The sequence below is a fragment of the Novipirellula methanifontis genome, from assembly GCF_052161655.1.
In the GTDB taxonomy this organism is placed as follows: Bacteria; Planctomycetota; Planctomycetia; order Pirellulales; family Pirellulaceae; genus Novipirellula.
Genome location: NZ_CP197418.1, coordinates 5,823,452 through 5,835,186, shown reverse-complemented (window position 1 = coordinate 5,835,186; position 11,735 = coordinate 5,823,452). Strand labels below are relative to the sequence as shown.

At 52.7% G+C, this 11,735-nt stretch carries 13 protein-coding genes; 4 read left to right on the top strand and 9 right to left on the bottom strand.

Annotation, left to right across the window (positions count from 1 at the left end):
- Positions 1-44: 44 nt before the first annotated feature.
- From SH528x_RS21095 to SH528x_RS21065, 7 genes are all read right to left on the bottom strand, one after another.
- Positions 45-308, bottom strand: a complete 264-nt coding sequence (locus SH528x_RS21095; RefSeq protein ID WP_442512149.1) for an AAA family ATPase — start codon at positions 306-308, stop codon at positions 45-47.
- A gap of 313 nt (positions 309-621) precedes the next feature.
- On the bottom strand, positions 622-753 hold the full coding sequence (locus tag SH528x_RS21090; RefSeq protein WP_442505431.1) for a hypothetical protein: 132 nt from the start codon (positions 751-753) through the stop codon (positions 622-624).
- Positions 754-765: 12 nt separating this feature from the next.
- A complete protein-coding gene (gene rnk, locus SH528x_RS21085; RefSeq protein ID WP_442505430.1) occupies positions 766-1,209 on the bottom strand; it encodes a nucleoside diphosphate kinase regulator in 444 nt (147 codons plus the stop codon).
- Positions 1,210-1,358: 149 nt separating this feature from the next.
- Complete coding sequence (locus tag SH528x_RS21080) at positions 1,359-1,778, bottom strand: GreA/GreB family elongation factor (RefSeq protein WP_442505429.1); 420 nt, start codon at positions 1,776-1,778, stop codon at positions 1,359-1,361.
- Between the two features lie 30 nt (positions 1,779-1,808).
- Positions 1,809-2,168 (bottom strand): hypothetical protein, encoded by a 360-nt coding sequence (locus SH528x_RS21075; RefSeq protein ID WP_442505428.1) that lies wholly within the window; start codon positions 2,166-2,168, stop codon positions 1,809-1,811.
- Positions 2,169-2,228: 60 nt separating this feature from the next.
- Positions 2,229-2,645, bottom strand: a complete 417-nt coding sequence (gene rnk / locus SH528x_RS21070; protein ID WP_442505427.1) for a nucleoside diphosphate kinase regulator — start codon at positions 2,643-2,645, stop codon at positions 2,229-2,231.
- A gap of 260 nt (positions 2,646-2,905) precedes the next feature.
- Positions 2,906-3,067, bottom strand: coding sequence for a hypothetical protein (locus SH528x_RS21065; RefSeq protein ID WP_442505426.1), 162 nt, complete (start codon positions 3,065-3,067; stop codon positions 2,906-2,908).
- 403 nt (positions 3,068-3,470) lie between these two features.
- Here SH528x_RS21065 and SH528x_RS21060 point away from each other — a divergent pair, with 403 nt between their 5' ends.
- From SH528x_RS21060 to nhaA, 3 genes are all read left to right on the top strand, one after another.
- Positions 3,471-4,457: a universal stress protein gene (locus SH528x_RS21060; RefSeq protein ID WP_442505425.1), complete on the top strand. Its 987-nt coding sequence runs from the start codon at positions 3,471-3,473 to the stop codon at positions 4,455-4,457.
- Between the two features lie 68 nt (positions 4,458-4,525).
- Positions 4,526-5,575, top strand: a complete 1,050-nt coding sequence (locus tag SH528x_RS21055; protein WP_442505424.1) for a dihydroorotate dehydrogenase — start codon at positions 4,526-4,528, stop codon at positions 5,573-5,575.
- 3 nt (positions 5,576-5,578) lie between these two features.
- Positions 5,579-6,919 (top strand): Na+/H+ antiporter NhaA, encoded by a 1,341-nt coding sequence (nhaA, locus tag SH528x_RS21050; protein ID WP_442505423.1) that lies wholly within the window; start codon positions 5,579-5,581, stop codon positions 6,917-6,919.
- Positions 6,920-7,031: 112 nt separating this feature from the next.
- On the opposite strand, the gene SH528x_RS21045 is transcribed toward nhaA, so the two are convergent.
- Both SH528x_RS21045 and SH528x_RS21040 read right to left on the bottom strand, forming a co-directional pair.
- Positions 7,032-8,417: a sigma-54-dependent transcriptional regulator gene (locus SH528x_RS21045; RefSeq protein WP_442505422.1), complete on the bottom strand. Its 1,386-nt coding sequence runs from the start codon at positions 8,415-8,417 to the stop codon at positions 7,032-7,034.
- 93 nt (positions 8,418-8,510) lie between these two features.
- Positions 8,511-9,728, bottom strand: coding sequence for a two-component system sensor histidine kinase NtrB (locus tag SH528x_RS21040; RefSeq protein ID WP_442505421.1), 1,218 nt, complete (start codon positions 9,726-9,728; stop codon positions 8,511-8,513).
- 341 nt (positions 9,729-10,069) lie between these two features.
- On the opposite strand from SH528x_RS21040, the gene SH528x_RS21035 reads away from it, so the two are divergent.
- Positions 10,070-11,710, top strand: coding sequence for a sialidase family protein (locus SH528x_RS21035; protein WP_442505420.1), 1,641 nt, complete (start codon positions 10,070-10,072; stop codon positions 11,708-11,710).
- The last annotated feature ends 25 nt before the right edge of the window (positions 11,711-11,735 follow it).

The following is an 11,735-nucleotide window of genomic DNA, read 5'->3' as shown; positions in this document are numbered from 1 at the left end:
CCTGTCTTTGGTTGTCTTAGATGTGGTTTTGGGGCTGACTCATTTCAAGTGAGTTCCCGTGTTTCCCTAAATGAAATGCAGCATGGAGGTTCCCCGTCGCGATTCTCGGCGGCTTTCAAGTGCACCCACCAATCCGCGCGGGAAGCACGTACACTACGATTCGCGAATCGAGTCCGAATGATATCTGGATCCGCGTGGCAGATCAGCACTGCAACTCGCACGCCGAGTTTTGTTGCGGCATCAAGAATCAATCGACGACTGGCATCGTCACGAAAATTGGCATCGACCAAGACACGCTTTCCATCCAACAACAACTCTTCGTTGCGGCGAAGACACTCGGCGTACGTTTGCTCGGACCACTCCGCTGTATTGATTCCGTCACCGAATCAAGTCTGCTTCGTTTGGTCGCCCGAGTCAGTCACCTGCTATTTGCGAACCACATCCGACTGCTTCACGTCAAAGTGTGCGTCGGCGGCCAACGAGTGTGCCAATCTGGACTTGGCCGTTCCGGGAAGATAAACACGTGCCCCTAACGCAGATCGCCTTGTGTGTCCCCAGGCCTGTGGCGACCGGCTCGGAGAGCGATTGGATGAGTTGAGTGAGTTCAATTGACGCGGTCCATCACATCCACGACGGGATGTCCAAGTGATACATCCAGTAAGCAAGTGCGGCCACGACGGCGGTTCCGATGAACGGCAAAGCGGGAACTAAGAATGATTCAACTTTGCTAAAATGACTTTCGTGACTGCTCATGAAACTCTCCTTTCATTTTTGGTAGTGTTCTGGTTGATAGAGGATGCTTTCGATCTTCATGTGTCGCACTCCGATGGGGATCGCCCATGACACAATATCACCGATGTGATAGCCCAAAATAGCGGTCCCGATAGGTGCAAACACTGACAGCATGTTTTCCTTCACGTTTTCGGAGTCAGGGTAGACGAGCGTGAAAATCTCGCTTTCGTTGGTGTCAAGGTCCGTTAATTCGATGACGGAGTCCATGGTGACGACGTCTCGGGGCACGTCCGCTGGGTCGACCACACTTGCGCGGTGAAGTTCTTTCAACAGATCGTATAAGTGGGACGTACATCCGGTGATTTCTTTGAATTCACGCTGGAGCAACTGCAACAGTCGCTGGTGATCTTCGGCGGTGATGACGATGTGATTTTGGTATTCGGCGGTGATGACGACGTGATGGCTTGCAATGGACATGATTGTTCGAGATAGTGAGTGGAAAAGTGGGTTCTGGGCCAACGACCCGACGAATTGCCTACAAATGGCGGGCGTTAACTCTTCGAATTGATTGTCCGACATATCCCAGCCCGATGGGCTGAGCTGGCTAAGTGGCCGGGACTTTGTCCCTACAAATCGAACGCGCCGACTCGCTCGGGCTGAAACGACATTTTATCGACTCGCTTTCGAGTCTCGCGATTCAAGATGTGCAACGTCAAACTTTCACCGACGCAAAGTCCGAAGATTTCTGCGCCAAGTGGCGAAAGAATCGAAAGTTTACCTTCGGCGATACAGGCCTCTTCGGGATACACCAACGTAAACGTGTCGGCCTCGTTACGATCTAAGTCAAAGAGGTTAAACGTCGAGTTCATCGTCACGATGTCGGGCAGCATTTCGCTGGAATCAACAACGGTCGCACGCTCTAGCTTACTTTTTAGTTCCTTCAAGTGAGCACGATCGTTGCCGATTGCTTTGACAAAATGGCTGTCTAAAAGAGACTGTAGCCGCCCGAGGTCGATTCGGCTGACGGCGATGATGCGAGAAGTCATGATGGTAAACCGCGATTAATGGTATGGGGGTTAACGATTGGTGGTATCGAGTGTCGGATTACCCTTCGTACGCTGACGCAAACGCAACGAAGGCGGTCGTTTCATTTTTGTGACCACGATGCGACGGGCACGACGAGCCGCTTCGCTGACAGCGGCCATCAGTTTTTCGTGACGTGCCTTCGTCGTCACGGTGCCAACGCCTGGCATTAGCACATTGACGCGGCAAAGCTTGTCGACTCCACCGCGGGGACCGTTCTCGTCGACGACCGACACGGATACTTGTGTGATTCGCGGCGCGAAGCGTGCGAGTGTACTGGAGATTAGCGACCGAATGGAATCGCGTGCTGATGGACTGAGTCGTTCGATCGACGTTGCGACTGTAATTTTCATTAAAATACTCTCCAAAGGATCTGAGGAAAATAAGCGATATAGGGATTTGAAACGCCGCGTTTATGCCGCAACGCTTTCACTTTCGGGTTGGAACAAGAGTTCTTCAACACGCCAACGACCAACCCCGCTCGGAATTTTCCACTGCACTAAGTCGCCGACGCGGTTGCCGAGGATCGCGGTTCCGAGCGGAGCAAGGATCGACAATTTTCCCTCGGTGATGTTTGCCTCATCGGGGTAAACCAAAGTGAACGTCTCGGTTTCTTTGGACTCCATGTCCCGCAAGCGAACGGTCGAGTTCATCGTGATCACATCTCTGGGGATTTCGTTGGGGGCAACGATTCGAGCGATATCGAGTTCACCTCGTAGATGATGCAAGTATGGTTTGTCGCGGAATGCGTCCGCAAAGTCGCTTAAGAACAAGCCTTCCAAGCGTTCTTGATCGGCCGCCGTGATGGTGATGGTTTTCTTTCGAGCCATTGTGGTGAATTCCAGTATGTGTGGGTGAGGGAAAAAACTAACATTGCAACAGTTAGGCCAACGGGGTGGCGTAGTAGGATCGAGACCAACGCTAATGACGACGAAATTATTTTCGGCGTCAATTGTGACATCCCGTTACATACGATGAGTCTGGCTTATGAATACATTCGTCAATTTGTTGAACCATTCGTTCTTGAGACTCCATAGATGCGTTTCGCATCACACAATCCCTGTGAAATCAAGTTGCTGAGAGAAAGACTTTACGCAATTGCCCGCAGCAGGATTGCAGTGACAAACATCATGATCAACGCGATCTGACCGACCAGCATTTCACGAGGCGTGTGAACGACGAATGGTTCATCAAGCCTGCCTTTGTTCTCAACTCGGTGTTGGGCTTGATATTCCGGATTTCGCATCAACATGACTGGACCTCCTTAGAAAGAATAAATCTGAGTGAGGAAATCGTAGATCTGAGTGAGACAACGTTGGATCACGCGACGTTGATAGTTTCATAATGCAACGCTTGTGCCAGCAGGCTATTGTTTGCCGTGACGCAGGCATTTAGCCCGTAATAACGACTTTTGCGTAGATCGAAAGCGTCACACCATGTTGCCAACGGGAACCTGGGTTGACGCCCTTTCAGTCGGTCATTGGCGCTGATCACTCTACTGGTCAGTTGCCTGAGCAACGGATTGACGATGTGATCCGCGACTTCGCAAACCATAGAGCTCTTAATACAAAAACCAACGGTCTGTGGACCACTGTTTGCAAGAGGAAGGGGTAGTCCTTCACACCACCGCCATCACGTTATCAGGAGCGTCAATCATGCAACCGTTCAGAAACATACTGCTGTACACTGATCCCGCCGCCGATGAAACAGCGCGTTGTCGGGCTGTTGAACTTGCCATTGAGAACAAAGCAAGTCTGACTCTGATGAACGTGGTCAAGCCGCTGCCGTCGATGCTGGGATTGACCAGCGCGGTCGACGAAACGGATGAACTACAGCGAGCCATTGCCAGCGACCGGCGCCGCCGATTGCTGAATTTCGCCAGTGGCTACAGTGATACCGGTGTCGCAATAGATGTTGTGATCACGATCGGAGATCCCGCTTATGAAACCGCACGTCAAGTCGTGCGGGGTGAACATGATTTGCTCATCAAAACTGCGGACGGATTCGGACTCGTCGATCGGATGTTTGGAAGTGTTTCGCAGTCGTTGCTTCGGCTGTGCCCCTGTCCGGTGTGGCTGTTGAAACCCGACCTGCATGGCCAGTTTGACTGCGTTGTTGCGGCGGTCGACGCAACATCGGACGACAAGGTGAATCGACAACTCAATCAATGTATTCTCGAACAAGCCAGCCTTATCGCGAAGCGGGAATCGGCTGCGTTGCATGTCGTCAGTGCGTGGAACATTTGGATGGAAGAACCGCTTCGCATCAAAATGGGTGACGTCATCGTCGACGCGATGGCCAAAGAGTATGAAGCGAACGTGGGTGAGCGTTTGGATGTTCTGTTGAAAGAGATTAAGTTGCGGCATCCTGAACTGCGGCGCCATGTCTACCGAGGTAACGCGGTCGAGACGATTCGTGAAGTCGTCGACCATGTCAAAGCAGATTTGCTGGTTATGGGAACGCAGTGTCGCACGGGCGTGTCCGGATTCCTGATCGGCAACACTGCCGAATCGGTGTTGTCCGATGTGAAGTGTTCTGTTTTGGCGATCAAACCTGAAAGCTTTGTCTCGCCCGTCAATAGTCAGATACAGAATTCCGGTATCCGCTGGGATGCCGCTTCGGAGTACAGCTTGTTTGCTTGAAGATTCATTGACAGCGTGTTGCCAACATCTGCCGAGATTTCCCCCCCCTCTTCAACGGAGTGTTTCTCATGACCCTCGACCTGTCCACAAACTTTGGCGGCTTAAAACTTCGTTCGCCGATCATTGTCGGCTCCTGTCCGCTGACTGCGAACACGCAGAATCGCATCGCGATGGAGAGTGCCGGTGCGGGGGCAGTCGTTCTGCCGTCGTTGTTTGAAGAACACGTGATCGCGTGGCGGATTCGCAATGGCGATTCCGCCACCCAGCGTGAAAAACGACTGCTCGATGGAACGACAGGAATGACGCGAAAAGCTTTGGTTCCCTGTGTCGAAACCTATCTCGCCATGCTCAATCGCGCTAGCGTGCAGTCCAACATTCCCGTCATCGCCAGTCTCCATGGTGGCACCGATGGGAATTGGCTCGACTTCGCTGGCGAACTGCAAGACACCGGTGCTGATGCGATCGAACTGAACGTGCATCATCGACCTGACAGTGATTACGACGAACCGCGAGAGTTGGAGGATCAAGTCGTCGAATTGGTGAGGACGATTCGTGCATCCATTTCGGTGCCGCTGTTTTTAAAACTGCATCGTGAATACACCGCCGTCAGCCATCTGGCGCGACGATTGGTCTCGGGCGTGCAGGGTTTGGTGCTGTACGCACGCGATCCAGAAATCAACATCGCTCTGGACAGCTTCAAATTGCAAACGACGTGGGGACTGTCAGTACCCGGTGTGATTTCGCCGACACTGCGTGCGTTGATGAGTGTCTATGGACATTGCCCCGCGATGCCGCTGGCCGGAAACGGCGGTATTGGTCGCCCAGAAGACGTGATCAAAACTTTGCTTGCGGGCGCGGATGCGGCCATGGTCGTTTCAGCCGTATACCGCGAAGGGCCTGACATTATTCGCACAATGCTTGATGGACTGACGCAGTTCATGGAGTGCCATCGTATCGGGTCTCTCAATGAACTGCAGGCTAAACGTCCGATGGAGTTCAGCAGCGAAGAAGACCGACGAAACACAATCGAGGGGTTATCGCCAAGACCCGGCTCAATCGGGATCGCCAACGGCGAACACGTTATTCGCTCGGACAAGTGGGGCCATCCGGTCGCGTAACCTATGAAATTGCTAGATGAAATGACCACGCGTGACATCGTTACTGTGCCACTGCCATTACAACCCATCGACCGATTGCTGCGTCCGCTTGCGCGATTCCTGCATGTCGAAGCGACCAGCGGCATCGTTTTGGTGATTTGCACCGCGATCGCTCTGGTCGCGGCTAATTCTTCGTTTGCAGATACGTACTTGGCGTTCTGGCAGACCGATATCACGATCGGATTTGGAACATTTGAGTTCCATCATTCGCTGCACCACGTCATCAATGATGGCTTGATGGCGATCTTCTTCTTCGTGATCGGATTGGAAGTCAAACGCGAGATCGTGCATGGATCGCTATCGAATTGGAGGCAAGCGTCGCTTCCGATCGCAGCAGCTATCGGGGGCATGGTCGTTCCAGCGGGTTTGTATCTCGCTATTCAATATGGCCAACCGGGGATGCGCGGCTGGGGAATCCCGATGGCGACCGACATTGCGTTCGTTGTCGGTTGTTTAGTGTTGCTTGGATCAAGAGTGCCGCACAGTTTGCGAGTGTTGCTATTGTCGCTCGCAATTGTCGACGACATCGGTGCGATTCTGGTGATCGCCGTCGGCTACACCGAATCTCTCGATATGCGGTTCCTCGTGTTGGCAGCGGTCAGTATCGGCGTTGTTCAGTTGTTCTCGAGGCTCGGCGTGCGACGTTTTCCGCCTTACATCGCTGTGGGGGCGGTCGCCTGGTTTGCGCTACATGAATCAGGAATCCATGCTACTCTAACGGGAGTGATCTTGGGTTTGATGACACCGGCCAAATCGGTGTTAGTTCCCGAGCATTTTCGTGAATACTTGCATGAAAAGAAGGAGGAATTTCAGGACGGTCGCTGGGCCAGTCGAAAGCATCGAGCCGCAGTAGTGAAAGAGGTTCAGCAACTCACTCGCGAAACCGTCTCGCCGCTCGAATACTTGGAAATGACGCTGCACCCGTGGAGTGCCTACGTCATCATGCCGGTTTTCGCATTGGCGAACGCTGGCGTTCTGATCGAACTGTCCAACTTGGGCGATTCTGTTGCGGTCGCCGTCATCCTCGGTTTAGTCGTTGGCAAGCCCGTGGGCATCGTGCTACTCAGTTGGCTAGCGATCCGCATCGGTTGGGCAAGGCTTCCCGAAGGACTGCCATGGTCGATGTTGATCTCCGGCAGTTGCTTAGCCGGTATCGGCTTCACGATGGCGTTGTTTATTGATGGATTGGCCTTTGGTGCCGACGGACTCGACACTGCCAAGATCGGCGTCCTCGTCGGCTCCGCTGTCAGCGGAATCCTGGGCATGAGTCTGCTGTATTGGACGTCGTCCAGCGCAAAAAGGTAGTACTTTTTCGTAGCGTGGGAAACATTGGGCGTCTACCTTCTGTCGAAGGTCGCTACGAAGAGCCTGAAAAATGCGGCATTTCAAACATCAAGTGGCGCTGTCCAGATAATTTCTAACGAAAATCGTCCGCTTCAATCCCGTGTCGTTTAAGCAGCTTGTTCAATCCTTGACGGGATAAACCTGCCTGGCGCGCGGCGCTGGCGATGACGCCGTTGTGTTTCTTGAGTACGACATTCAGGTAAGCACGATCGGCATTGTCGAGGGCTTCGTCACGAGAAATCTCCGACAGCAGCGATAGATCAACACGATCCTCCTCCGCCGATTGCATTTGCGGCGGCAAGTCTGAAACCTCAATCTCGGTTCCTCGGGCTAGTGTGATCGTGCGCTCGATCACGTTGCGTAGCTCACGAATGTTTCCCGGCCAGCGGTACCGTCGGAAGCAATCGAGTGTTTCAACCGAGAATCCAGTCAAGGGCGAATCTTTGGGCCTCAGACGTTCGAGGAAAAAGTCGGCTAATAACAAAATGTCATCGCCGCGTTCTCTCAGTGGCGCAAGCTCAATATGGATCACGGCCAAGCGGTAGAACAAATCTTGGCGGAAACGCCCCGCGTCCACTTCCGATTGAAGGTCGCGATTGGTCGCGCATACGAATCGGGTGTCGACTTGGACCGGTTTGCTTTCACCCACAGGTGTGAAGGTTTGCTCTTGAACTGCCCGTAGTAACTTTGCCTGTGATGCGGCAGGCAGTTCACCCAGTTCGTCAAAAAACGCGGTGCCGCCGTCACAATGACGTAACAGCCCCATCTGGTTCTTGATCGCTCCGGTGAACGAACCCTTCACATGTCCAAACAATACCGACTCGAACAGCGATTCCGGTATCGCGGTACAGTCGATCACTTGAAAGGCATTTTTGGCTCGTGGACTGTGATTGTGGATTGCTTGTGCTATGACTTCTTTGCCAGTCCCGCTCTCGCCAGTAATCAAGACGTTTGTGTTGCTGGCCGCCACGCGATCAACAATGTCCAACAGTTCGAGCATTGCGGCGCTCTCGCCGATGATTTCTGGAAAGTGCTTCCGCAACTCCACGGGCGAAGGAGGGGTATCCGTTTCAACAATTTTGGCGATCGGATGTCGAATCGCTCGCTCGATCGCTGACAACAACTCCTCAAATTTCACCGGCTTGAGCAAGTAATCGGCGATCCCCAGCCGAACGCTCTCAATTGCACTGGGAATCGAAGGCGCGCCAGTAACGACGACCATTGGTATATGGGAATACTTCGTTCGACCCTCCTTCAACAACTCCAGCTTCAAGTTGCCGGGCATATTCAGATCGGAAAGGATCAAGTCGAAGGAGTGTTCGCTAAGCACGTCGATCGCATCATTTGCGTCCTCGACACAAACGCACTCATACCCCTCCTCACGAAGCAATTCAGCAGTCGTGTTACGGTACAGTGGTTCGTCGTCAGCGATCAGAATGCGATATGATTGTTTATTCATTTAAATATCTATGCGAAATCGATGCTTAGCGGAACTTTTCAAAGTTTCGGCTTGTTGTGAATCAAACGTTTTTACGACATCTCGCTGCAATTGTCAGCGTAATCGACGTGGTAACGTCACCGTGAATCGCGTTCCCACGTTCACTTCACTCGTCACCTCGATCGTGCCTTTCATTGCTTCGACGATACTGCGGGTAACCGCCAGGCCCAGTCCCATTCCTTGCCCAACCGCTTCGGCTTTGGTGCTGAAGAAAGGGTCGAAAACGTGGTCAATATTCTCCTCCGTGATGCCGTGTCCTTGGTCTGAAACGGTGATCCTCAAGAATCTAGATGTGGTCCCTATGGAGATCGTAACCATTTGCCCCGGCTGCGACGCCTGCATTGCGTTATGAACCAGATTTAGAAGCACCTGCTTCAGCTCGCCCTCTCGCAAAACCACATTGTCCGGTTCAAGTTCGTCCGCTGAAGACATGGTCTCAAATCGTGTCACTGCTTCCACCTGAGTTTTGCGAGACAACGGTAGCGACAACAAGATGACTTCTTCTAGAGTGCGACGAATCGAAAATCGTGTTTCCTCTTGCTGACTCGGGCGGTAGAGTCGATACATCTGGTGTGTGATGCCGCTGATTCGATCAATCTCGCGGTCGATCAATTCAAACATGTCAAAGTGTTTTGTGTCGGTTGGCAGATGACGTTTGATTAAGAGCAAGGCGTTGCGAATCCCAGCTAGGGGATTGTTGATCTCGTGAGCAACTCCGGCAGCAAGCTCACCGAGCGACGCGAGCCGCTCCATCTTCGATCGGTGCCTTTCAAGTTCGGCGACGCGAGCCGTGCGTTCCTGAACCAGTTGTTCCAGATGTTCATTGTGCAATCGAAGTTGTTCTCGCATCGCTCGCTTCTCAGCGATATCACGCGTGCTAACACGAAACCCCAACGACCGACCTTTTGCGTCAATCATCGGCTGCCAGGAGATCGCGACCCAACGGTTCGAACCATCGCGGTGAACGACATTGAATTCGATATTATTCTCCGTACTGCCGGTCACCATCTGTTCAATGTAGCTGGCGAACCGAGGGTGATCTTCCTTGGCAATCAGCGGGAACGGATAATCATCCATTGCCATACATTCACTCGGCGAGAATCCCGTGAATCGCTCCACGGCGGAATTCACCCATAAAAGTTCTGCTGAGCCATTGTGCCAACTTTCCCAATCGTAGGTGCAATCGGCAATCGTTCGGAACACTTCCGGCTCAATGGGCTCGCCACGTCGAGGAACGTTTGCTCCGACCTGTTTTGTATCTGATTTTGTCATGTCACGATTCTAAGGCACAATCGATCTTTCACTAAGCCTAGCCCCCTTAGTTTTCGCATAGCAACTGGCTTTAATCTGTCGACGCATGCTTCACCGCCGCAACGCTGGTTCGGCGTATCTGCGTATAATTACGATCGACCCGAGAGTCCGCGGTGTTGAGTGGTGTCCATTCGTTTTTAGCGGTTGTGTGTCGACAAGTTTTCATTGTGCCGCGCGACACTTGCCTTCGCGATCGGTGCGGGATACCATGTTATAACACGAGTTGTCGAGAATCGGCGAACGAAGGTTCGAATTGCGTTGATATTCCTTGCGTTGCGAACCTCAAATACGAGATTGAAGAAATGAAAATGTTCATTGCTATCGCGAGGATTTGCCTCGTTACCACGATTTTTGCAGTACTACCGGGCTGGGGTGGTACTGCCGCGATTGCCGAGGATGTCCTGTTCAGCACATCCTTTGAATACGGCAAAGATGCAGTGTTTCCGACGATTCAAGACGGTCCGGTTCGAATCCAGAGTACGGGTACTGCAAGTATCTCGTCGAAATTTGCGCGTACGGGTAAGCAATGTTTACACCTACTTGGCGACGAGAATAATTCGATCACGTTTGTAATTCCCGCGGACATGCAACCGGTCAAAGGGATCCGCTTCCACGCGGAACGTTGGACCAGCAAAGACCCGTTTTCGTTTTCAGTCGAGGCGCATCAAGGTGGCAAATGGTGTGAGGTTTCCAAGATTGATCGGATCGTTACCGTCGGAGCAAGGTTTCTGTCGCACATTCAACTTGCGATCCCCGGTGAGGACAAGGTCGACGCGATTCGCTTCAGCGTGACCGCAGCACCCATAGCCGGGGTTCTGATCGACGATTTGTCGCTGCTCGCCTCGGCACCGCAGCGACCGAGTTCGATTCCGTCGGACGTGATGCCAAGTGAGCTACTGAAACTAATCGAAGATCAGCCGTTGTTCGTGTCCGGCCAAAACGACACCCATACCTTTCGAATCCCCGCGATCGCAACCGCGGTGAACGGGGATTTGATTGCGGCATGTGATGCGAGAAGGAAAGGAAGCGCGGATCTGATCGGCCAACGCACGATCGATATCGTCTTTCGACGTAGCACCGACAATGGCAAGACTTGGTCCGCGATGGAAGTGCTTGACCCGTACGAGGACGGAGGCTGTAGCGATCCGTCGCTGATCGTTGACGATACCACTGGCGATATCTTTTGTTTCTACAACTACATGGTCGCCGACAAGTCGAGTAAGGAATATCGCTTTGTGGTGCAAAAGAGCTCGGATCATGGAGTGACTTGGGCAGCACCGATTGACTTTACCGATCAAGTGGCGGGTCCTGAGTTGAAGGAGGCCTTCAAGTTCATTACCTCGGGCCGAGGAATTCAAACGCGTGCCGGTTTGCTGGTTCACAACTATGTTGAGGTTGGCAAAGGCGTGACGTTGTTTGCAAGTTCAGACCATGGGATGACTTGGAAAACCATCGGCAAGGTCAGTCCCGGTGACGAGTCGAAAGTTGTCGAGCTACCCGACGGAACGTTGATGGTTAATTCCCGGATCGGCCCGGGAAAACGGTTTGTGCACAGGTCATCCGATGGCGGAAAAAACTGGGACAGCGTCAGCGATTTCAGTCTACCCGACCCACGCTGTAACGCCTGTATCATTCAGTACACGGCTAAGCGAGATGGTTATTCCAAAGATCGACTTGTTTTTGTCAACGCGGCGTCCAATTCGGGACGCGAAAACTTGGCGGTACGGATCAGCTACGACGGCGGTTGGACTTGGAGCGACGGAAAGGTGATCGATCCAGGACCATCCGCCTATTCGGAGATCACGGTCCTCAAAGATGGCAGCTTCGGTGTGCTCTACGAACCCGGATACGATGAAGTCCGCTTCGTCCGCTTCACCCTCGAGGACTTGACCGACGGCGAGGATCGATTGATCAAACCCTACGCTGCGGTAGGAAATGATTGATGGATGCCAGTATGTCGATTCATTC

Bases quoted from the DNA above. Each gene is read 5' to 3' on its own strand.
- SH528x_RS21045 (WP_442505422.1), bottom strand. From the start codon at position 8,417: ATGAATAAACAATCATATCGCATTCTGATCGCTGACGACGAACCACTG.
- rnk (WP_442505427.1), bottom strand. From the start codon at position 2,645: ATGGCTCGAAAGAAAACCATCACCATCACGGCGGCCGATCAAGAACGC.
- rnk (WP_442505430.1), bottom strand. From the start codon at position 1,209: ATGTCCATTGCAAGCCATCACGTCGTCATCACCGCCGAATACCAAAAT.
- SH528x_RS21075 (WP_442505428.1), bottom strand. From the start codon at position 2,168: ATGAAAATTACAGTCGCAACGTCGATCGAACGACTCAGTCCATCAGCA.
- SH528x_RS21090 (WP_442505431.1), bottom strand. From the start codon at position 753: ATGAGCAGTCACGAAAGTCATTTTAGCAAAGTTGAATCATTCTTAGTT.
- SH528x_RS21080 (WP_442505429.1), bottom strand. From the start codon at position 1,778: ATGACTTCTCGCATCATCGCCGTCAGCCGAATCGACCTCGGGCGGCTA.
- SH528x_RS21035 (WP_442505420.1), top strand. From the start codon at position 10,070: ATGAAAATGTTCATTGCTATCGCGAGGATTTGCCTCGTTACCACGATT.
- SH528x_RS21055 (WP_442505424.1), top strand. From the start codon at position 4,526: ATGACCCTCGACCTGTCCACAAACTTTGGCGGCTTAAAACTTCGTTCG.
- nhaA (WP_442505423.1), top strand. From the start codon at position 5,579: ATGAAATTGCTAGATGAAATGACCACGCGTGACATCGTTACTGTGCCA.
- SH528x_RS21060 (WP_442505425.1), top strand. From the start codon at position 3,471: ATGCAACCGTTCAGAAACATACTGCTGTACACTGATCCCGCCGCCGAT.
- SH528x_RS21065 (WP_442505426.1), bottom strand. From the start codon at position 3,067: ATGTTGATGCGAAATCCGGAATATCAAGCCCAACACCGAGTTGAGAAC.
- SH528x_RS21040 (WP_442505421.1), bottom strand. From the start codon at position 9,728: ATGACAAAATCAGATACAAAACAGGTCGGAGCAAACGTTCCTCGACGT.